The sequence below is a fragment of the Streptomyces sp. NPDC002032 genome, from assembly GCF_042890765.1.
In the GTDB taxonomy this organism is placed as follows: Bacteria; Actinomycetota; Actinomycetes; order Streptomycetales; family Streptomycetaceae; genus Streptomyces.
The window spans coordinates 89,846-111,038 of record NZ_JBIASM010000003.1 but is presented as its reverse complement, the minus strand read 5'-3'; the positions used below and the strand labels follow the sequence as shown (position 1 = coordinate 111,038).

General features: G+C 72.5%; 18 protein-coding genes. 8 read left to right on the top strand and 10 right to left on the bottom strand.

What is annotated here, in order from left to right:
* The first annotated feature begins 69 nt into the window (after positions 1-69).
* Complete coding sequence (locus tag ACFYYT_RS08645) at positions 70-1,446, top strand: glycine--tRNA ligase (protein WP_351819120.1); 1,377 nt, start codon at positions 70-72, stop codon at positions 1,444-1,446.
* Between the two features lie 80 nt (positions 1,447-1,526).
* Here ACFYYT_RS08645 and ACFYYT_RS08640 read toward each other — a convergent pair whose 3' ends face one another.
* From ACFYYT_RS08640 to ACFYYT_RS08625, 4 genes are all read right to left on the bottom strand, one after another.
* Positions 1,527-2,246, bottom strand: coding sequence for a VC0807 family protein (locus ACFYYT_RS08640; protein WP_351819123.1), 720 nt, complete (start codon positions 2,244-2,246; stop codon positions 1,527-1,529).
* Between the two features lie 187 nt (positions 2,247-2,433).
* Positions 2,434-3,027 (bottom strand): TetR family transcriptional regulator, encoded by a 594-nt coding sequence (locus ACFYYT_RS08635; protein WP_351819126.1) that lies wholly within the window; start codon positions 3,025-3,027, stop codon positions 2,434-2,436.
* A 21-nt stretch (positions 3,028-3,048) separates the two neighbouring features.
* Complete coding sequence (locus tag ACFYYT_RS08630) at positions 3,049-4,101, bottom strand: aldo/keto reductase (RefSeq protein ID WP_351819129.1); 1,053 nt, start codon at positions 4,099-4,101, stop codon at positions 3,049-3,051.
* A gap of 159 nt (positions 4,102-4,260) precedes the next feature.
* A complete protein-coding gene (locus ACFYYT_RS08625) occupies positions 4,261-5,712 on the bottom strand; it encodes an MFS transporter (protein ID WP_351819132.1) in 1,452 nt (483 codons plus the stop codon).
* A 52-nt stretch (positions 5,713-5,764) separates the two neighbouring features.
* Here ACFYYT_RS08625 and dusB point away from each other — a divergent pair, with 52 nt between their 5' ends.
* The 4 genes from dusB (at position 5,765) to ACFYYT_RS08605 (ending at position 11,943) form a co-directional block, all read left to right on the top strand.
* Positions 5,765-6,907 carry a tRNA dihydrouridine synthase DusB gene (gene dusB / locus ACFYYT_RS08620; RefSeq protein WP_351819135.1) on the top strand — a complete coding sequence of 381 codons (1,143 nt, stop codon included), beginning with the start codon at positions 5,765-5,767 and terminating at the stop codon, positions 6,905-6,907.
* 366 nt (positions 6,908-7,273) lie between these two features.
* Positions 7,274-9,982 carry a pyruvate, phosphate dikinase gene (gene ppdK, locus ACFYYT_RS08615; protein WP_351819138.1) on the top strand — a complete coding sequence of 903 codons (2,709 nt, stop codon included), beginning with the start codon at positions 7,274-7,276 and terminating at the stop codon, positions 9,980-9,982.
* A gap of 411 nt (positions 9,983-10,393) precedes the next feature.
* Positions 10,394-11,422 (top strand): winged helix-turn-helix domain-containing protein, encoded by a 1,029-nt coding sequence (locus ACFYYT_RS08610; protein ID WP_351819140.1) that lies wholly within the window; start codon positions 10,394-10,396, stop codon positions 11,420-11,422.
* Positions 11,423-11,538: 116 nt separating this feature from the next.
* Complete coding sequence (locus ACFYYT_RS08605) at positions 11,539-11,943, top strand: VOC family protein (RefSeq protein WP_351819142.1); 405 nt, start codon at positions 11,539-11,541, stop codon at positions 11,941-11,943.
* A gap of 56 nt (positions 11,944-11,999) precedes the next feature.
* Here ACFYYT_RS08605 and nirD read toward each other — a convergent pair whose 3' ends face one another.
* Together nirD and nirB are read right to left on the bottom strand one after the other, a co-directional pair.
* Positions 12,000-12,332: a nitrite reductase small subunit NirD gene (gene nirD, locus ACFYYT_RS08600; protein WP_351819145.1), complete on the bottom strand. Its 333-nt coding sequence runs from the start codon at positions 12,330-12,332 to the stop codon at positions 12,000-12,002.
* A complete protein-coding gene (gene nirB / locus ACFYYT_RS08595; protein ID WP_351819147.1) occupies positions 12,329-14,851 on the bottom strand; it encodes a nitrite reductase large subunit NirB in 2,523 nt (840 codons plus the stop codon). Before nirB ends, nirD begins: the two co-directional genes overlap by 4 nt.
* Before the next feature lie 203 nt (positions 14,852-15,054).
* Here nirB and ACFYYT_RS08590 point away from each other — a divergent pair, with 203 nt between their 5' ends.
* The 3 genes from ACFYYT_RS08590 (at position 15,055) to ACFYYT_RS08580 (ending at position 17,535) form a co-directional block, all read left to right on the top strand.
* Positions 15,055-16,350 (top strand): ferredoxin reductase family protein, encoded by a 1,296-nt coding sequence (locus ACFYYT_RS08590; protein ID WP_351819150.1) that lies wholly within the window; start codon positions 15,055-15,057, stop codon positions 16,348-16,350.
* A gap of 84 nt (positions 16,351-16,434) precedes the next feature.
* Entirely contained in the window at positions 16,435-16,722 is a 288-nt protein-coding gene (locus ACFYYT_RS08585; RefSeq protein ID WP_351819153.1) for a hypothetical protein, read from the top strand.
* A 36-nt stretch (positions 16,723-16,758) separates the two neighbouring features.
* Complete coding sequence (locus ACFYYT_RS08580) at positions 16,759-17,535, top strand: TSUP family transporter (protein WP_351819156.1); 777 nt, start codon at positions 16,759-16,761, stop codon at positions 17,533-17,535.
* 63 nt (positions 17,536-17,598) lie between these two features.
* On the opposite strand, the gene ACFYYT_RS08575 is transcribed toward ACFYYT_RS08580, so the two are convergent.
* The 4 genes from ACFYYT_RS08575 to ACFYYT_RS08560 all read right to left on the bottom strand — a co-directional run bounded on the left by ACFYYT_RS08575 (position 17,599) and on the right by ACFYYT_RS08560 (position 21,111).
* Positions 17,599-18,267, bottom strand: coding sequence for a class F sortase (locus ACFYYT_RS08575; protein WP_351819158.1), 669 nt, complete (start codon positions 18,265-18,267; stop codon positions 17,599-17,601).
* Positions 18,268-18,414: 147 nt separating this feature from the next.
* Positions 18,415-18,957: a hypothetical protein gene (locus ACFYYT_RS08570; protein ID WP_351819160.1), complete on the bottom strand. Its 543-nt coding sequence runs from the start codon at positions 18,955-18,957 to the stop codon at positions 18,415-18,417.
* Between the two features lie 184 nt (positions 18,958-19,141).
* Positions 19,142-20,425 (bottom strand): HAMP domain-containing sensor histidine kinase, encoded by a 1,284-nt coding sequence (locus tag ACFYYT_RS08565; RefSeq protein ID WP_351819162.1) that lies wholly within the window; start codon positions 20,423-20,425, stop codon positions 19,142-19,144.
* On the bottom strand, positions 20,422-21,111 hold the full coding sequence (locus ACFYYT_RS08560; protein ID WP_351819165.1) for a hypothetical protein: 690 nt from the start codon (positions 21,109-21,111) through the stop codon (positions 20,422-20,424). Before ACFYYT_RS08560 ends, ACFYYT_RS08565 begins: the two co-directional genes overlap by 4 nt.
* Positions 21,112-21,193: the final 82 nt, after the last annotated feature.

Sequence of the window (21,193 nt, the reverse complement as noted above, 5' to 3'; positions counted from 1 at the left end):
TGATAGGGGGGGTGTGGGCGCCGGTAACCTGAAGACTTCGCCGTTCGTCCTCGTAATGAAGAGAGCACCGTGGCCGCCGACAAGATCGAAACCATCGTCAGCCTGAGCAAGCGCCGTGGCTTCGTTTTCCCTTGCAGTGACATCTACGGCGGCTCCAGGGCTGCCTGGGACTACGGTCCGCTCGGTGTCGAGCTCAAGGAGAACATCAAGCGCCAGTGGTGGAAGGCGATGGTCACCGGGCGCGAGGACATCGTCGGCCTCGACTCGTCCGTGATCCTGGCCCCCGAGGTCTGGGTGGCCTCCGGCCACGTCGCGACCTTCTCGGACCCGCTGACCGAGTGCACCGCCTGCCACAAGCGTCACCGCGCGGACCACCTGGAAGAGGCGTACGAGGCCAAGCACGGCCGTCCGCCGGCCAACGGTCTTGCCGACATCAACTGCCCCCACTGCGGTGTGAAGGGCCAGTTCACCGAGCCCAAGCAGTTCTCCGGCATGCTGGAGACCCACCTCGGCCCGACCCAGGACTCGAAGGCGTACCTGCGCCCGGAGACCGCCCAGGGCATCTTCACCAACTTCGCCCACGTGCAGACCACCTCGCGCCGCAAGCCGCCCTTCGGCATCGCGCAGATGGGCAAGTCCTTCCGCAACGAGATCACTCCGGGCAACTTCATCTTCCGCACGCGCGAGTTCGAGCAGATGGAGATGGAGTTCTTCGTCAAGCCGGGCGAGGACGAGCAGTGGCAGGAGTACTGGATGGGCGAGCGGTGGAACTGGTACCGCGACCTCGGCATCCGCGAGGAGAACATCCGCTGGTACGAGCACCCGAAGGAGAAGCTGTCCCACTACTCGAAGCGCACCGCCGACATCGAGTACCGCTTCAACTTCGGTGGTAACGAGTTCTCCGAGCTCGAAGGCGTCGCCAACCGCACGGACTTCGACCTCAAGGCGCACTCCGCCGCCTCCGGCCAGGACCTCACGTACTTCGACCAGGAGGCCGGCGAGCGCTACACCCCGTACGTCATCGAGCCGGCGGCCGGCGTGAACCGCGCCATGCTCGCCTTCATGCTCGACGCGTACAACGAGGACGAGGCCCCGAACGCCAAGGGCGTCATGGAGAAGCGCACCGTGATGCGCCTCGACCCGCGCCTGGCGCCGATCAAGGTCGCCGTCCTGCCGCTGTCCCGCAACCCGCAGCTGTCGCCGAAGGCCAAGGGCCTGGCCGCCGACCTGCGCAAGAACTGGAACATCGAGTTCGATGACGCGGGCGCCATCGGCCGCCGCTACCGCCGCCAGGACGAGGTCGGTACGCCGTTCTGCGTCACCGTCGACTTCGACACCCTGGACGACAACGCGGTGACCGTGCGCGAGCGCGACACCATGAAGCAGGAGCGCGTCTCCCTGGACCAGATCCAGAGCTACCTCGGCAGCCGTCTGCTCGGCTGCTAGGCCAGGACGTACGAAGGCCGGTGGCCCGGTGCGCGATCAGCGCACCGGGCCACCGGCCTTTCGCTTTCCCGTACGCGCCGCTACGCGGGCGCCGCACCGTCCCCGGCGGCCGCGGCCCCGGCCAGGGCGGCCGCCCGGGCCTCCCCCTCGGCCTGGGCCCGCTTCGAGTAGCGGACGGTCCACAGGATCAGACCGCCGAGGAACCCGTAGATCAGGAACGGGTTCAGGATCACCATCGTGGACGTGGGCAGCGTGAAGGCCAGCACGACGCGCAGGGCCGCCTCGACGAGGTAGGCCACGCCCCAGACGGCGGTCATGTGGCGCATCACCCTGCGGAAGTCCGGGTACTGCCAGAGGCCGTTGAACTCGGCCACGCCCTCCTTGGTGCCGTCGGTGCCGAACTTGCGGCCGAAGTAGAACATCAGCGGCCGCGGGGCGAGCAGCGTGGCGAGGCAGAGGAGGCCGAACAGCCCCGTCACGGCAGAGTCCTTGATCAGCAGGGTCCGGGCCGAGTGGGTGCCGACGAGGGTGACGAACGCGGTGATCACGAGGAACACCAGCGTGACGATGGCGAACTCGTCGAGCTTGCGGCGCCACGCCACGTTGACGGCGCTGTCGAGCACCGGCCAGATGCCGCTGACCAGGAGCGCCGAGAACTCGCTCCAGCCGTGGTCCTCGGTGAGGGTGTTGTAGGTCAGGATCGGGGCGACCACGTTGAGGCCGATGGTCAGGATCCAGCCGAGGGCGAAGGCGGCGCCGGAGCGCGCGGGCGGTTTCTGGTGTGCGGTGCCGGCTGACATGGTTCCCCCTGGTGCGTGCCTGACTGACGTGCGGTAAAGGGACCGTAAGGACACCGCACGGGCACGGACAAGGCGGGCCGGACCAAAATGATCGCCAAGCTGTCCGGACGGCCGGATTCCGACACCGGCCCCCAACGGGCCCCGGGCAGGCCCCGCACAGTCGCCCAAGTCCCGGCCGAGCCGCAGGTCAGGCGCGCAGACCCCGGATGATCAGCGAGGTGACCGCCTCGAACTCGGTGACGATCGTCGGCGAGAGCCAGTCCGCCGCGTACTGCGGATCATGGAAGCGCCCGGTGGCGTCGAAGACGGCGCGGGCGGCGGCCGGGACGTCGGGCGCGGCCAGCGTGCCGGCGGCGACGCCCTCCGCGATGATCCGGGTCAGCTGCTCGATGAGCTGGCTCAGGTGGGCGTCGACCACCCCGCTGTTCTCGGCCAGCAGCACGGTGTACGTGGCGAACAGCTCCGGATCGGCCCCGGCCTTCTGGCGCTTGGCGGCGAAGAGCGCCTCCAGCCATGACTCCAGCTTGGAGGGGGCCGCCTCGGCCGGCGCCGAGGTGATGTCCTCGAGCATGACCTCGCTCTTGGCGAGCCAGCGCTCGGTGACGGCCTCGCGCAGCGCCGCCTTGGACGGGAAGTGCCGGTACACGCTGCCGTGGCTGACGCCCAGCGCCCGCGCCACGTCCACCACGGTCGCCTTGCCGGGACCGAAGCGGCGCAGCACTTCCTCGGTGGTTTCGAGGATGCGCTCGGGGGTCAGGGGCTCGGCAGCAGCGGGGGGCATGGGTACGACCGTACCGCTCGCTCAGTGCTCGCTGTCGAGGTGGGCCATCTGGGCCGCCGGGTAGCGCTCGCCGGCCGCGGCTCCGGCCGGGACGGCCTCCTCGATGGCGGCCAGATCGGCCTCGGTCAGCTCCACCCGCATGGCACCCAGTGCCTCGGCCAGCCGGTCCCGGCGACGGGCGCCCACCAGCGGGACGAGGTCCAGGCCCTGCTTCGGCCCCTGCGCGAGCACCCAGGCGATGGCGGTCTGGGCGACGCTCACGCCCTTCGCCTCGGCGATCTTGCGCAGCGCCTCGACGAGGTCGAGGTTGCGCTGGAGGTTGTCGCCCTGGAAGCGGGGGCTCATGCCCCGGAAGTCGCCGGGGGCCAGCTCGCGGTCGCGGCTGAAGTGCCCGCTGATCAGCCCGCGGGAGAGCACCCCGTACGCCGTGACGCCAATGCCCAGCTCGCGGGCGGTCGGCAGGATCTCGGCCTCGATGCCGCGGGAGATCAGGGAGTACTCGATCTGGAGGTCGGAGATCGGGGCCACCGCGGCGGCCCGGCGCAGGGTGTCCGCGCCGACCTCGGAGAGGCCGATGTGGCGGACGTGCCCGGCCTGGACGGCTTCGGCGATGGCTCCGACGGTCTCCTCGATCGGGACGTCCGGATCCACGCGGGCGATCCGGTAGATGTCGATGTGGTCCCGGCCGAGCCGCTGCAGGGAGTAGGCCAGGAAGTTCTTGACGGCCGCGGGCCGGCCGTCGTAACCGGTGAACCCGCCCTCGACGGTGCGCAGGGCCCCGAACTTGACGCTGGTCAGCGCCTGTTCGCGGGCGGCGGTGGGGGCGGTGCGCAGGGCTTCGTTGATGAGCAGCTCGTTGTGGCCCATGCCGTAGAAGTCGCCGGTGTCGAGGAGCGTGCTCACGCCGGCGGGGGCGGCCTCCAGGAAGGCGTGGATGGTCGCGAGGGACTCGGCCCGGTCGGCCTCGCCGTAGAGCGCGGACATGCCCATGCAGCCCAGCCCCAGCGGAAAGACGGTGGGGCCGGTGGCGCCGAGCCGGCGGGGGGTCGCGGTGGTGTTCTCGTTCGTCGTCATGGAACGAGAATGGCATGACGGGTGACAGATTTCAATATCTGTCACCCGTCAGTGTGAGCGACCGCGGTCCGGGGGCCGGGTGGCCGCCCCGGACCGGGAAGGAAAGGAGGAGGCGTGGGAGGGGGAGGGAGCGGGAGGGGGAAGCGGGAGGGGAGGGCGTCAGGCGAGCGGGGGAGCGGCTGCCGTGGCGGAAGGGGCGAGGGAGGGTTCCAGCTCGCGGGCCGTCCGGCGGGCCGTCGCGTCGGCCCAGGGGCCGGTGGTGGCGGCGCCGACGACCAGGACCAGCAGCCCGCAGGCGGTGATGATCCACCAGGCGGGCCGGGTGGCCGCCGCGAAGTCCCCGCCGCCGGCCGTCCCGGCGGCCAGCACCGCGCCGATCACCGCCACGCCCAGGGCCCCGCCGGTCTGCCGGCTGGTGGAGGCCACGGCGGCCGCGACCCCCGCCTGGGCGCGCGGCATCCCGGACACCGCCGTATTGGTGATCGGGGCGTTGACCAGCCCGAAGCCGATGCCGAAGAGCACGTACCCGGCGAACATCAGGGACGTGGAGCTCTCCGCGGAGAACACCGCGAACAGCAGCCCGCTCGCCCCCATGGTCACCCCCGCCACCAGCAGCGGCAGCCGCGGCCCCCGGGCGGCCACCAGCCGCCCCGAGACGGGCGCGCACAGGAAGGCGAAGGCCGCCATCGGCAGCATGTAGAGCCCTGCGTCCAGGGCGCTCAGCCCGCGCACGTCCTGGAGGTAGAGGGTGTTCAGGAAGAGGAAGCCCGACAGCGCGGCGAAGGCGCTCACCGCCAGCACCGTCGCCCCGCTGAAGGGCACGCTCCGGAAGAACCGGGGGTCGATCAGCGGCTCCGCGCGCCGGGGCTCGTACACCAGCAGCCCCACCAGCGCGGCCACCGCGGCCGCGCCGCAGCCGAGGGTCTGCGCGGAGGTCCAGCCCGCCTCCGGGGCCTCGATGATCGCGTACGTCACCGTGCCGAGCAGGGCCATCACCAGCAGCTGGCCCACCGGGTCGGGCCGCCGCGGCCGGTCGGACCGGGACTCGGGGATGTAGCGCAGGGTCAGGGCGAGGGCCACGAGGCCGACGGGGAGGTTCACCCAGAAGATGGACCGCCAGCCCACGGAGTCCACGAGCAGCCCGCCGATCAGCGGCCCGGCGGCCATCGAGATGCCCACCACCGCGCCCCACACGCCGATGGCGCGGGCCCGCTCCTTGGGGTCGGTGAAGGTGTTGGTGATGATCGACATGGCGACCGGGTTGAGCATCGAGCCGCCGACGGCCTGGATCATCCGGAAGGCGATCAGCCATTCGAGGGTCGGGGCGAGCGAACAGAGCACCGAGCCCGCCGTGAAGAGGACCAGGCCCGCCGCGAAGACCTTCCGGCGGCCGATCCGGTCCGCCGTCGAGCCGGCCAGCATCAGCAGCGAGGCGAGGACGAGGGTGTACGCGTCGATCGTCCACTGCATGCCGGAGACCGAGGCGTGCAGGTCGCGGCGCATCGACGGGAGCGCGACGTTCAGGACGGTGTTGTCGAGGCTGACGATGAGCAGGCTCATGCAGCAGATCGCCAGGACGAGCACACGCCTCCGGGGACTCATGTGATGCATATTGCCGATAGTACGGCTAACTAACGAACAAGGCGTGCGCGACAATGGGGGGATGACCACGCTTCCCCCGCCCCTCGCGATCGGCCCGCACACCGTGCAGCCCCCGGTGGTGCTCGCGCCGATGGCAGGCATCACCAATGCCCCGTTCCGCACCCTCTGCCGCGAGTTCTCGGGCGGCAAGGGGTTGTTCGTCAGCGAGATGATCACGACCCGCGCCCTGGTCGAGCGCAACGACAAGACCATGCAGCTGATCCACTTCGACGCCACGGAAAAGCCCCGCTCGATTCAGCTGTACGGGGTGGATCCGGTGACGGTCGGCAAGGCCGTGCGGATGATCGTCGAAGAGGACCGCGCCGACCACATCGACCTGAACTTCGGCTGCCCCGTCCCCAAGGTCACCCGGAAGGGCGGCGGCTCGGCCCTGCCCTACAAGCGCAACCTGCTGCGCGCGATCCTGCGCGAGGCCGTCGCGGGCGCCGGGGACCTGCCGGTGACCATGAAGATGCGCAAGGGCATCAACGACGAGCACCTCACCTACCTCGACGCCGGCCGGATCGCCGTCGAGGAGGGGGTCACCGCCATCGCGCTGCACGGCCGCACCACCGCCCAGCACTACGGCGGCACCGCCGACTGGGACGCCATCGCGCGGCTCAAGGAGCACGTGCCGGAGATCCCGGTGCTCGGCAACGGCGACATCTGGTGCGCCGAGGACGCGCTGCGCATGGTCCGGGAGACGGGCTGCGACGGTGTGGTCGTCGGGCGCGGCTGCCTGGGGCGGCCGTGGCTGTTCAACGACCTGGTCGCGGCCTTCGAGGGCCGCCCGGAGGACTTCCACAAGCCGACCCTGCGCGAGGTCGCGGCCACCATGCACCGGCACGCGCAGCTGCTGGGGGAGTGGATCGGCGACGAGGCCCGCGGGGTGATCGACTTCCGTAAGCACGTGGCCTGGTACCTCAAGGGCTTCGCCGTCGGGTCGCAGATGCGCGGCAAGCTGGCGGTCACCTCCTCCCTGGCCGAACTGGACGCTCATCTGAGCGAGCTGGATCTGGATCAGCCGTGGCCCGACGACGCGGACGGCCCGCGCGGCCGGACGTCCGGAAACAACCGGGTTGTCCTGCCCGAGGGCTGGTTGAAGGATCCGTACGACTGCGCCTGGGTGGGCGAGGACGCCGAGCTGGACACCTCCGGAGGCTGACAAATCGCCCTCAGCGCGGCGTGATATACGCCACGCATGGGAGATGTTTCGCTCAGATGAGCGCAGAAGTCACGGGTAAGACTTTCAAAGGGTGGCACTGGGTGCCACCCTTTCTGCGTTCAAGACTTGAACGCAAATGGATCGATGATCGCTCATCCGAGCGTGATCAGGCCCGAAAATGCCTCCCCTTCTTCGGGAAGTGAAGGTGAAGGAGGGGTTTTCCATACCCGTGAGTTACTTTCGATCTGCTGGCGCACGGGTGGTTACAGCCTCATGACGACCAAGTGGACGTACCCAGAAGCCTTCGATCTGGGTATGTTCCTGGCCGTCAGGGCAGCCACCCGAGTCCTCGAGGAGTCGAGACCCGTGTCGGAAAACAAAGATCAGAAGCTCGTCTACGACTTCACCGAGGGCAACCGGGACCTCAAGGACCTTCTCGGCGGCAAGGGAGCCAACCTCGCCGAGATGACCAACCTTGGTCTCCCCGTGCCTCCCGGCTTCACCATCACCACCGAGGCCTGCAAGGTCTACCTGGAGAGCGGCTCGGCCCCGGCCGCGCTGCGCGACGAGGTCAGCGCGCACCTCGCCGCCCTCGAGGCGAAGATGGGCAAGAAGCTGGGCCAGTCGGACGACCCGCTGCTGGTCTCCGTCCGCTCCGGAGCCAAGTTCTCCATGCCGGGCATGATGGACACGGTCCTCAACATCGGCCTCTCCGACGAGTCGGTCGCGGGCCTCACCGCCCAGTCCGGCGACGAGCGCTTCGCCTGGGACTCGTACCGCCGTCTGATCCAGATGTTCGGCAAGACCGTCCTCGGTGTCGAGGGCGAGCTCTTCGAGGACGCCCTCGACGAGGCCAAGGCCGCCAAGAAGGTCACCGTCGACACCGACCTCGACGCCGCGGACCTGAAGAAGCTGGTCGCGTCCTTCAAGAAGATCGTCGCGAAGGAGGCCGGCCGCGAGTTCCCGCAGGACGCCCGCGAGCAGATGGACCTCGCCGTCGAGGCGGTCTTCAACTCCTGGAACACCGACCGCGCGAAGCTCTACCGCCGTCAGGAGCGCATCCCCGGCGACCTGGGCACCGCCGTCAACATCTGTTCCATGGTCTTCGGCAACCTCGGGCCCGACTCCGGCACCGGCGTCGCCTTCACCCGCGACCCCGCCAGCGGCCACCAGGGCGTCTACGGCGACTACCTGCAGAACGCGCAGGGCGAGGACGTCGTCGCGGGCATCCGCAACACCGTCCCGCTGGCCGATCTGGAGCAGATCGACAAGGTCTCGTACGACCAGCTCATGACGATCATGGAGACGCTGGAGACCCACTACAAGGATCTCTGCGACATCGAGTTCACCATCGAGCGCGGCCAGCTGTGGATGCTCCAGACCCGCGTCGGCAAGCGCACCGCGGGCGCCGCCTTCCGCATCGCCACCCAGCTCGTGGACCAGGGCCTGATCGACGAGGCCGAGGCGCTCCAGCGCGTCACCGGTCACCAGCTGGCGCAGCTGATGTTCCCCCGCTTCGACGACGCGGCCAAGACCACCCTGCTGGGCCGCGGCATCGCCGCCTCCCCGGGCGCGGCGGTCGGCAAGGCCGTCTTCGACTCGTACACGGCCGTCAAGTGGTCCCGCTCCGGCGAGAAGGTCATCCTGATCCGCCGCGAGACCAACCCGGACGACCTGGACGGGATGATCGCCTCCGAGGGCATCCTGACCTCGCGCGGAGGCAAGACCTCGCACGCCGCCGTCGTCGCCCGCGGCATGGGCAAGACCTGCGTCTGCGGCGCCGAGGAGCTCGACGTCGACACCAAGCGCCGCCGGATGACGGTCGGCGAGACGGTCATCGAAGAAGGCGACGTCGTCTCCATCGACGGCTCCACCGGCAAGGTCTACCTCGGTGAGGTACCCGTCGTACCGTCCCCGGTCGTCGAGTACTTCGAGGGCCGCATGCACGCCGGAGCCGACGACGCCGACGAGCTCGTCGCCGCCGTGCACCGGATCATGGCCTACGCGGACCGCGTCCGCCGCCTGCGGGTGCGCGCCAACGCCGACAACGCCGAGGACGCGCTGCGCGCCCGCCGCTTCGGCGCCCAGGGCATCGGCCTGTGCCGCACCGAGCACATGTTCCTCGGTGAGCGCCGCGAGCTGGTCGAGCGCCTGATCCTGGCGGACACCGACGGTGAGCGCGAGGAGGCACTCAGTGCCCTTCTGCCGCTGCAGAAGAAGGACTTCGTCGAGCTGTTCGAGGCGATGGACGGACTGCCCGTCACGGTCCGCCTCCTGGACCCGCCGCTGCACGAGTTCCTGCCCGACATCACCGAGCTGTCGGTGCGCGTCGCCCTCGCCGAGTCCCGCAAGGACGCCAACGAGAACGACCTGCGCCTGCTCCAGGCCGTGCACAAGCTGCACGAGCAGAACCCGATGCTGGGTCTGCGCGGCGTCCGCCTCGGTCTGGTCATCCCCGGTCTGTTCAAGATGCAGGTCCGGGCCATCGCCGAGGCCGCGGCCGAGCGCAAGAACGCCAAGGGCGACCCGCGCGCCGAGATCATGGTCCCGCTCGTGGGCACCGTCCAGGAGCTGGAGATCGTCCGCGAGGAGGCCGACCAGGTCATCGCCGAGGTCGAGGCCGCGACGGGCACGGAGCTCAAGCTGAGCATCGGCACCATGATCGAGCTGCCCCGCGCCGCCCTGACCGCCGGCCAGATCGCCGAGGCCGCGCAGTTCTTCTCCTTCGGCACGAACGACCTGACCCAGACCGTGTGGGGCTTCTCCCGCGACGACGTCGAGGCCAGCTTCTTCACCGCGTACCTGGAGAAGGGCATCTTCGGGGTCTCGCCGTTCGAGACCATCGACAAGGACGGCGTCGGCTCGCTGGTCCGCAGCGCCGTGGAGTCCGGCCGGGCCACCCGCCCCGACCTCAAGCTGGGCGTCTGCGGCGAGCACGGCGGCGACCCGGAGTCGGTGCACTTCTTCCACGAGGTCGGCCTCGACTACGTCTCCTGCTCGCCCTTCCGGATCCCGGTGGCGCGCCTGGAGGCCGGTCGCGCGGCCGCCGAGTCGAAGGGCTCCGACAGCCGCTGACCCCGCGGGGACCGGTCACCGCCGGTCCCGCTCAGACTGCGCCCGCCCCCGGTGGCCTGACCACCGGGGCCGGGCGCGCCTTCTTTTCGAAGGCGGGGTATCGCCGCATATTCAACGAAGTCTTTACGGCACCAGGCGGTGGACGGATCCCCACCCGTCCACCGCCTGCCGCCTATCGCCAGGCACGTCGGCGCTTCCCTGTGCGACCGACCGCCAGGCCCCGCAAAGCCCCCCACGGCCTTCACGGAGCGTTTCGGTCGCACCGGAGTGTGCCCGGCGGAGTACAGGATTTCGCTTGTCACGTCCCTGCCGAAAGGGGTTTCAACTGTGGCCGAAAGGGCGTGGTGACCACGTGTGACGGCATGCATACTCATGGGGCGGGGGGATTGCGGTTGCACAGCTGGGGGTTCGGTGCTTCGTATCCATTTCACTGGAGTGGACCTGGCACGCGTACGGATGGCAGGGCGTCCCGATGCGTTGTGGGAAACGATTCTTAGTTTTCACCGCTTAAGAGACCGGCGTGATGCCCGGTTGTTCGGTGAATGGCGTACGGAAACCCGGAGCCGGTTGAATGGTGAAACAAGGCTGCTCGGCGCGCTCATACCCGCGCGCGGCTATTTCCCGGATTTCCTGACGCCCGCCGAGGGGCAGTACGGGTGGGACGTCGGCCTCGACGCCCTGCGCGGGCTGCGCTCCGAGCGGCTGCGGCGCGAGCTGTCCCTCGTGGGATCCGGCTCCGGTACGGGCTTCGGCGCGGCCTTCGGGACCCCGCCGCCCTCCCGGCTGCGGGAGTTCATCGACGGCGGCACCAAGCACCTGCCGCGGCTGCTGGCGGAGCTGCGCGGGTACCACCGGGCCGCCGTGGAGCCGTACTGGACCCACATCCAGGCCCAGATCGAGGCCGAACGGGCCGCGCGCGGCCGGGCCCTGCTCGACGGCGGCGCCGACGAACTGCTCGCCTCGCTGCCGCCGATGCTGCGCTGGCGGGCGCCGGTGCTCGAATGCGAGTACCCGGTGGACCGCGACGTACGGCTGCGCGGGCGCGGGCTGCTGCTCCAGCCGTCCTTCTTCTGCCGCCGTACCGCGGTCACCCTGCACGATCCGGAGCTGCCGCCCGTGCTGGTCTATCCGGCCGCGGCCCAGCTGGCGTCGGCGTCGGCGGGCGGGGAGGCCGCCCGGCCGGCGGAGGAGCAGCGCCAGCGCACCCTCGGCAAACTGGTGGGCCACACCCGTTCCGTGGTGCTGCGGGCGATCGGCGACGGGGCCACCACCAGCGAACTGGCCCGCCGGGCCGGGGTCTCCCTGGCCTCGGCGAGCCAGCACGCCTGCGTGATGCGCGAGGCGGGCCTGGTCACCACCCTGCGCCACGGCAACGCCGTCCTGCACACGGTGACCCCGCTGGGCGCGGCCCTCCTCAAGGGCGGCGCCGTGGCGTCCTGAGGGCGGCGGGTCCGGGCCCGCGCACCCCCGGGAAAAAATTTCCCGGGGGAGCGATGAGTCCGGGGGCGGGCCCCGGTCTACCCCTCGACAGCCCACGCGAGAGAAGAGACACCGAGATGACCACCATGATCTTCGTCAACCTGCCCGTGAAGGACCTCGAAGCGACCAAGTCCTTCTGGGGCAAGCTCGGTTACTCCTTCAACGCCCAGTTCACCGACGAGAACTGCGCCTCCATGCCCATCACCGACAGCATCGTCGCCATGTTCCTCACCGAGGCCCGCTACAAGGACTTCACCCACAAGGCCATCGCCGACGCCACCACCACCTCCGAGGTCCTGCTCTGCCTGAGCGCCGAGAGCCGCACCGCGGTCGACGCGCTGGTCGACGGGGCCTTGGCGGCCGGGGCCAGTGAGCCCCGTCCGGCCCAGGACCACGGCGTCATGTACGGCCGGGCCTTCGACGACCTCGACGGCCACACCTGGGAGATCATGTGGATGGACCCGTCGATGGTCCAGGGCTGACGGTCCCGCGAGGCCGACCGCGAAGCCGGCCCGCGAGGCCGGCCCGGCCGCTTCTCCTACGAGGTCGCGGCGGTCCGCACCGGATACGTCCGGACCGCCACCTCCCCGTCGTCCAGGCAGCGCCCCGACTCCAGGTCGAAGCGCTGCTTCAGCAGCGGCGAGGCCACGAACGCCTTCCCCGCCGCCCGCCCCAGCAGCCCCCGCGAGAGGACCTGGGCCCCGGTGAAGGGGTCGCGGTTGCCGATCGCGTACGGGCGCCCGGCCCGGTCGAGGAACACCGCCGCCTGGCTCCCGTCGGGCAGCAGGGCGGCGACGCCCCGCCCCGGGGTGAGCGCGGACAGCTCGCACACCGTCAGCCAGCCCTCCGCCACCTTCAATTCCAAGGTCATCGGACCCCTCCGATCGTCAGGACGGCCAGATCGGGCTTGACCTGGTCGCGTTCGGGGACGAACCGCACCGTCGGGTCGGGGGCGCCGGGCGCGTTCACGAAGGACACGAAGCGCCGCAACCGCTCGGGGTCCCGGAGCGTCTGCGCCCACTCGTCGCGGTAGTGCGCCACGTGCCCGGCCATCAGCGCCTCCAGCTCCGCGCACAGCCCGAGGGAGTCGTGCACGATCACGTCCCGCAGGTGGTCCAGGCCCCCCTCCAGCCGCTCCAGCCAGGTGGAGGTCCGCTCCAGCCGGTCGGCGGTGCGGATGTAGAACATCAGGAACCGGTCGATGAGCCGCACCAGTTCGGCGTCCGACAGGTCCTGGGCGAGCAGGTCCGCGTGGCGCGGGACCGCGCCGCCGTTGCCGCCGACGTAGAGGTTCCAGCCGCTCGCCGTCGCGATGACGCCGAAGTCCTTGCTCTGCGCCTCCGCGCATTCGCGGGCGCAGCCGGACACCGCCGACTTCAGTTTGTGCGGGGCGCGCAGGCCCCGGTAGCGCAGCTCCAGGTCGATGGCCATGCGGACGCTGTCCTGGACCCCGTAGCGGCACCAGGTGCTCCCCACGCAGGACTTCACCGTCCGCAGGGCCTTGCCGTACGCGTGCCCGGACTCGAACCCGGCGTCGACGAGCCGGGACCAGATGCCGGGCAGCTGGTCGACGCGGGCGCCGAAGAGGTCGATGCGCTGGCCGCCGGTGATCTTCGTGTAGAGGCCGAAGTCGCGGGCCACCTCGCCGATCACGATCAGCTTGTCCGGGGTGATCTCCCCGCCCGGGATGCGCGGCACGACCGAGTACGAGCCGTTGCGCTGGAGGTTGGCCAGGAAGTGGTCGTTGGTGTCCTGGAGGGCGGCCTGCTCCCCGTCGAGGACGTAGCCGCTCGCGCCGAGGGAGGCGGCGAGGGAGGCGATCACCGAGGCGACCGCGGGCTTGCAGACCTCGCAGCCGTCGCCGCCGCGGGCCTCCGCGCGGCCGTGGGCGTCCAGGATCTCCCGGTACGAGGTCAGGCGCCGGGTCCGGACGATCTCGTAGAGCTCGGCCCGGCCGTGCGGGAAGCAGCCGCACAGCCCCTGCTCGGCGGGGGCCGGCAGCAGCTGGCCGATCACCTTCAGGCAGCCGCCGCAGCCGGTGCCCGCCCGGGTGCACCGCTTGACCTCGGGCAGGGTCGCGCAGGCGGTGACCGCCTTCTTGGTGACGTTGTGGCAGGAGCAGACCACCGCCGAGTCGGGGAGCGCGGACGGGCCCAGTCCGGTCGCGGGTCCGAGCCCGGCGGGCAGTACCAGCTGCTCGGGGGCGACCGGCGGCACGCTGCCGGTGAGCGGGCGCAGCAGCCCGTACGCCTCGGCGTCGCCGACCAGCACCCCGCCGAGCAGGACCCCCTCGGGGGAGACCACGAGCTTCTTGTAGACGCCCGAGCGGGAGTCGGACCAGACGACGGCCAGGCTGCCGGGCGCCGTGCCGTGCGCGTCGCCGAAGGAGGCCACGTCCACGCCGAGCAGTTTGAGCTTGGTGGACGGGTCGGCCCCGGTGAACTCCTTCGCGCGGCCGAGCAGGTCCTCTGCGGCCGTCTCGGCCATCTCGTAGCCGGGCGCGACCAGCCCGTAGACGCGGCCGTCGGCCGCCTGGGCGCATTCGCCGACGGCGTAGACGCGCGGGTCGCCGGTGCGGCAGCGGGCGTCGACGACGATCCCGCCGCGCTCGCCGACGGCCAGCCCGCAGGCGCGGGCCAGCGCGTCGCGGGGGCGGATCCCGGCGGAGAAGACGACGAGGTCCGCCTCGACGGCCGAGCCGTCCGAGAGCCGCATGCCGCTGACGCGGCCGTCCTCCCCGGTCAGTACCTCCTCGGTGGCGACGCCGGTGTGCACGGTCAGCCCCATCGACTCGACGGTGCGCAGCAGGGCCGCGCCGCCGCCCTCGTCGACCTGGACGGGCATCAGGCGCGGCGCGAACTCCACCACGCGCGTGTCCAGTCCGAGCCCCTTCAGCGCGCCGGCCGCCTCCAGACCGAGCAGCCCGCCGCCGACGACGGCCCCGCTCGTGCGGGTCTTCGCGTAGGCCTCGATCGCGAGGAGGTCCTCGACCGTGCGGTACACGAAGCAGCCGGGCGCGTCCCGCCCGGGGACGGGCGGCACGAAGGGGGCGCTGCCGGTCGCCAGGACGAGCACGTCGTACGGGAACACCCGCCCGGAGCGGGAGGTGACCGTACGGGCGTCCCGGTCGATGCTCTCGGCGGGGTCGCCGAGGTGCAGCGCGATGCCGTGGCGCTCCATGAACCCGTCCGGGGTGAGGGACAGGGCGTCGGGGGTGCTGCCGGAGAAGTACGAGGTGAGGCGTACGCGGTCGTAGGCCGGCCGGGGCTCCTCGGCGAGCACCGTGACGCGGTGGGTCGCGGTGGCGCCGCGCTCGGCGAGGGCCTCCAGGTAGCGCTGGCCGACCATGCCGTGGCCGATCAGTACGATCGCGGGCAGGCGCTCGGTCATGTCAGGGGCCTCCGTCGTCGGCGAGAGGGCGGAACGGGACGTCGTGTTCCCGAGCCTGGGCGCCCGCTGTTTCCCCGCCGCGCCACCGCTGTTACCCGGACGGAACGCCGTCCTCAGCGCCGGGATTAAGGGTCGGTGAGGCCTCCCTCAAGGCCGTCTTAAGGACCACGGGGAGGGCGCCCGGCCCGCTTAGCGTGGGCGCCATGGGAGATGCGGCGGTGCGGGTCAAGGGCGGGGTGCTGGGCGGGGCGGGGCTGGTCGTCCTGCTCTGGGCGGCCCAGGTGCGCCCCTCGGCCCGGCTCGACGCGCTGTTCGCCACCGCCGCGCACCTGACCGGGCTGCTCGCCGGGTACGGGATCCTCGTGCTGCTGTTCCTGATGGCCCGGGTGCCCGCCGTGGAGCACGGCGTCGGCGCCGGCCGGCTCGCCCGCTGGCACGCGCTGGGCGGCCGCCACGTGCTCCTGCTCTGCTTCGGCCACGGCCTCCTGGCCCTGCTCGGCTACGCCGTCCACGAGGGGGCCGACCTGCTCACCGCCGTACGGGACCTGCTCGGCTATCCGTGGCTCGCGGCCGCCGCGGCCGGGACCGTCCTGCTGGGCGTGGTCGGCGTGAGCTCCGCCCGGGCCGTACGCCGCCGGGTCGCGCACGAAACCTGGCGCGGGGTGCACCTGGCCGTGTACCTCGCCGCCGCCCTCGCCTTCGGCCACCAGCTCGCCGGGCCCGATCTGGCGGCCGCCGCCTGGTTCTGGGCCCTGGCCCACGCCGCCGTCGGCGTGCCGCTGGTCTGGTACCGGGCCGTGGTCCCCGTACGGCAGGCCCTGCGGCACGCGCTGCGGGTGGCCGAGGTGCGGGTGGAGGGGCCCGGTGTGGTCTCCGTCGTCGTGCACGGGCAGCACCTCGCGGAACTGCGCGCCGAGCCCGGCCAGTTCCTGCGCTGGCGCTTCCTGACCCGGCGGCTCTGGTACACGGCGCTGCCCTTCTCGCTGTCGGCGCCGGTGCGCGGCACCGCCCTGCGGATCACCGTCAAGGGGATCGGCGGACACTCCCGCCGGATCCGGCGGCTGCGCCCCGGAACGCGTGTCCTCGCCACCGGGCCGTTCGGGGCGCTCACCGCCGCCCGGCGGACGCGGCCCAAGGTGCTGCTGATCGCGGGCGGGCTCGGGATCACCCCGATGCGGGCCCTGTTCGAGACGCTGCCCGGCGGGCCCGGGGAGATCACCCTGCTCTACCGGGCCGGGGCGGAGGACCAACTCGTGCTGCGGGCCGAGCTGGAGGCCATCGCCGCCGGGCGGCAGGCCGGCCTGCACTACCTGCTCGGGCCGTCCGACGGGGCCTATGACCCGCTGGCCCCGCGGGCGCTGGCCGCGCTGGTGCCGGACCTGGCGGAGCACGACGTGTATCTGTGCGGGCCGCCCGGGATGACGCAGGCCACGCGGGGCGCGCTGCTGCGGGCCGGGGTGCCGGCCGGGCGCGTCCACACCGAGTGCTTCACCTTCTGAGCCGCGCGTTCCCGAGCCCCTTCCCGAGCCCCTTCCCGCCCCCCTTCCCGCTCCCCGCCGTCCGTTCCGAGAGGCTCCCGCGTCATGCGCCACCCCCTGCACGTAGCCGTGCCCGTGACCCCGCCGGGGCCCCGCGCCGCCGGCCGCCCCGCCGCCCGGCACCGCCGGCCCCGCCGGGACTCCGCCCTGCGGGCCGGGGTGGCCGCGCCGGCCCGCGTACCGCCCGCGCGGCGGCTCGCGGCCGGGCTGGGGCTGACCTGCGTGCTGGTGGCCACCGCCCTGACGGCGCTGGTGGAGCCGGCCGTTCCGGCGGCCCCGGACCGGGTGCCCGCCAGGCAAAGCTCAACCTTTGCGCAAGTTTCCGGCGATTGATGGCTCCTGCATGGATCCGATCCATAGGGTCGGCCCGTGCCTGACATATCACTGACCATGATCATCGTGCTGTGCGTCGCCGCAGCCGCCGCCGGCTGGATCGACGCGGTGGTCGGCGGCGGCGGACTGCTGCTCCTGCCCGCCCTGCTGCTCGGCCTGCCGCACGCCCACCCCGCCACCGTGCTCGGCACCAACAAGGCGGTGGCCATCGTCGGCACCACCGGGGCCGCCGTGACCTTCGCCCGCAAGGCCCCGGTGGACGTGAAGCTCGCCGTCCGGATCGGTCTGGCCGCGCTCGCCGGATCAATGGGCGGGGCCGCGCTCGCGGGCGGGATCAGCAAGGACGCGCTACGGCCGCTGATCATGGGGGTGCTGGTGGTGGTGGCCGCCGTGGTCATCTTCAAGCCGGGCTTCGGCGCCGCACCCTCCACCACGCCCGTCTCCCGGCAGCGGGTGCTGCTCGCCATCGGCCTCGCCGGTCTCGGCATCGGCTTCTACGACGGCCTGATCGGGCCCGGCACCGGCACCTTCCTGGTGCTGGCCCTCACCGCACTGCTCCACCTCGACCTGGTCACCGCCTCCGCCACCGCCAAGATCGTCAACGTGTGCACGAACGCCGGGGCGCTCGCGATGTTCGCGTACCAGGGGATGGTGCTGTGGCAGCTGGCCGCGCTGATGGCGCTCTTCAACCTGGCCGGGGGCATGATCGGCGCCGGGATGGCCCTCAGGAAGGGCAGCGGCTTCGTCCGGGGCGTGCTGCTGACGGTGGTCGGCGCGCTCGTGATCAAGCTGGGCTTCGAACAGTGGGGATGACGGGGCCGCCGCCCGCCCGCGGCTCTGACGCGCGGTGCCGTCCCGCGACGGCCCGCGAGGGCCTCAGTACGTCCCCGTGAGGTGGGCGAAGACGACCACGTTGCCCTGGTAGCCGGTCCGAGGGGAGAACCCGCCGCCGCAGGTGATCACCCGGAGCTCGGCGCGCGGCGCGGGGCCGTACACGCGCGCGTCCGGGAAGGCCTTGGCGTCGTAGACCTCGACCGCGTGGACCGTGAACACGGCCGTATGTCCGTCCGCGCGGGCGATCTCGATCTGGGCGCCCCGGCGCAGCGCGCCCAGGTGGTAGAAGACGGCCGGGCCGCTGGCGTCGTCGACGTGGCCCGCGATGACCGCGGTGCCCGTCGCGCCGGGCGTGGTCCCGTCGCGGTACCAGCCCGCGAGCTCGCGCCGGGTCGGCGGGGGCACTTCGAGGCCGCCGTCGCGGTCGAGGCCGAGCCCGGTGAGCGGGGCGTCGACGCGGATCGAGGGGATCCGGATCCGGCTGGGCGGGGAGCCGGTGAGGGGGGCGATGGCCCCCGGGTAGCGGGCCCCCGCGCTCAGCGCCTCGGCGGCGGAGGGCAGCGGCGGCCCGACCGGCTCGCGGGAGCCGCTGGTCACGAGCCAGATGCCGATGACGGCGACGATCGCGACGAGTCCGGCGGGGCCGCGCAGGGCGCCCGGGGCCGCTCCGGCCGCGGGGTGTCCGTGCGGGACCCGGAAGCCGCGGTGCATGCGTACCCCCTCACCTCGCCGTTCGGGTCTGCCTCGCCGTTCGTGGGACTGGCCGTCGCCCGGCCCCGCGAACGGGGGGGACCTCGCGGGGCGGGCGACGGGGGGCGGTACCGGTCGGACCGCGGCCGGAGCCGCGGTGGGCGCCCGTCAGCTCCGCGTGCCGCTCGCCCGGCGACGCAGGAGCCAGGTACCGCCGACGGCGGCCGCGGCCAGTGCGGCCGCTCCCGCCGTGATCGTGGCGGGGTCGGTGGCGGTCGTCGTGCCACCACCCACCCCGGACTGCACGCGGCCCTGGGGGCCGTGCTCGCCGACGACCAGGTCGCCGGTGGCGAACTTGCCGTTCGCGCAGGTCGCACCGATGCCGTAGGTGCCGGGCTTCAGCCCGTGCTCGACCCGGAACTGGCCCTCGACCACTTCCTTGTGGGTGCCCGGGACCAGCTTGAAGCGGCCGCCGCCGACCGTGCTGGCATCGCCCTCGGCCCGGCTGCCGGGTCCGCAGGCCTTGGTGTTCACCGTGACCGTGGTGCCCGGGGCGGCGGACTTCGGCCAGATCTCCAGCACGGCGAAGTCCCCGGGGGCGAACGGGGCCATGCCGAGGTCCGCGGCGGCCACCGCTGCGGCCACCGGGCCGGCGAAGGCGACCGCCGTCAGCGCGGTGGCGGTGAGCACGTGGGCGGTGCTGCGGCGCATGACTCACTCCTGGGGGCACGGGGTCGTGTCTCGAGGAAAACCGGCGCACCCGCCGCGCGCCTGCTGATGGAGCGTCAGATCGATCCCGCAGTGCCCCTCCGGAGGATGCAGACGCAGGTCAGAGGCAGTGTGAGGCCATCCGGGACCCCCCTCCCCGTCCGGGTGACGGGAGGTCCCCCCGCCGTCAGGCCCGCGGCAGGGCCACCGAGGCGGCCGCGCCCGAGGGCGCCGGGTTCGAGAGGGTCACGACGGCGCCGATCACCTGAGCCTGCCCGAAGGCGATCGTCAGACCGAGCCCCGTGCCCTGGCCGCGCTCCGCCGTCCCCGTCCTGAACCGGCTCGGCCCCTCCCGCAGCAGGCTCCCCGGGAAGCCCGGGCCGTGGTCCCGTACCGTCACCGAGGCGCCGGACACCGTCACCGTGACCGGCTCCGCCCCGTGCCGCCGGGCGTTCTGCAGCAGGTTCGTCAGGATCCGCTCCAGCCGCCGGGCATCGGTCCGCACCAGCGCACCGCCGCCCTCGCCGGACGCGCCGACGAGCTCCGCCGCCACTCCCGAGCGCCGGGTGATGGAGGCGACCAGCGACCCCAGCCGGTGCTCCTCCAGCCGCGCCTCCTCCCGCTCCGCGTCCAGCCGCGCCACCTCCAGCAGGTCCTCCGTCAGCGTCCGCAGCGCCCCGATCCGGTCCCGCACCAGCTCCGTCGGCCGCCCGGGCGGCAGCAGCTCGGCCGCCGTGTGCAGCCCCGTCAGCGGGGTCCGCAGTTCGTGCGCCACGTCCGCCGTGAACCGCTGCTCGGCCTCCAGCCGGCGTTGCAGGCTGGCCGCCATGGTGTCGACCGCCGAGGCCAGCTCGTCCACCTCGTTGCGGTTCCCGGGCACCGCCGTGAAGCCGATCCGGGCATCCAGGTCGCCCGCGCTGATCCGCCGCGCCGTCTCGGCGGCCGACCGCATGTCCTTGCTGAGCCGGCTCGCCATCAGGGCCCCGCCGACCGCCGAGAGGGCCACCACCCCGGCCCCGGAGGCGATCAGCGTGCCGTCCAGCTCCGCCAGTTCGGCCTGCTCGGCGGCGAGCGAGTGCCGCACCGTCAGGACCTGCCCGCCGCCGACCGGCCGCGCCGCCCACACCGCCGGATCCGGTCCGGCCAGCTCCAGGTAGGTGGTCCGCCGTCCCGCCAGCGCCGCCGCGCGCAGCGGCGCCGGGGTGCCGGGGCAGTCGATGCGGGCATGGGCCTCCCCGACCTTGTCGTAGTCGAGCCGGCCGGTGAGCTCGTACACCTGCCGTACGCGGACCAGCTGCTCGGTCGCGCTCTTGCGGGCCGCGTCGGCGATCTGCCGCATCCGCGCCTCGTGGATCAGGACCCCGATGGTGACCGCGACCAGCGAGCAGCCGACCGCCAGCAGGACGGCGATCTTCCAGCGCAGCCCGAGGGCCCGGATCCGCGCGCGGCCGCGGTGGAGCGGGGCCCTCACCGGGAGGACCGCTCGCCGGCGGCGGAGGCGCCGTCGGGCCCCGGCGCCGCGGGGTCCTTGGCGTAGCGGCGCTCGTCGCTGACCACCGTCATCCGTTCGCCGTCCCAGCGGTAGCGGACGGCCTGCTCGGAGCCGTCGTCGGCCGCGGTGCGGACCAGCAGGTCCCGGCCGAGGGACTCGGCGGCCATCCCCCGTCCGATGGTGAAGAGGACGGGGACGATCCGGGTGCCCTCGGCGGTGTAGACGCTCAGCACGGTGCGGCCCGTCTCGGTGTCGGCGGCGATCAGCAGCTCCTTCTTCCCGTCGCCGGTCACGTCGAGGAGCACGGGCGGGCGGATCCCGGGCCGCCCGGGAGCGTTGATCTTCCCCGGGCCCAGGAACTGCCTCATCCGCTTGTCCGCCCGTACGACGTCCAGCTCGTTCACCGCCCCGAGGCCCTCCGCGCCGACCTCCGGCCCGTTCGGCAGCGGCGACGGCGCGGGCGCGCGGGTACCGGTGGCGGCGCCCGTGCCCGGGGGTGAGGCCTCGGCCCAGGCGGGCCAGAGCGTCTGCGGCAGCGGCTGGGGGGACACCGGAGCCACCGGCTCGCCCGTGGCGAGCCCGTCGGGCGAGGCGCAGCCGCCGAGGGCCGGCGCGAGGGCGCCCAGCAGCAGGGCGGCGGTGGAAAGGCGGAGTGATCGCGTCATGGAGGAGGGAACCGTGGGGTGGGGGAGGGGTCGGCTCCCGACGGTAGCCGCGAGGGGTCACGGGGGCCGGGAGATCGTGTAA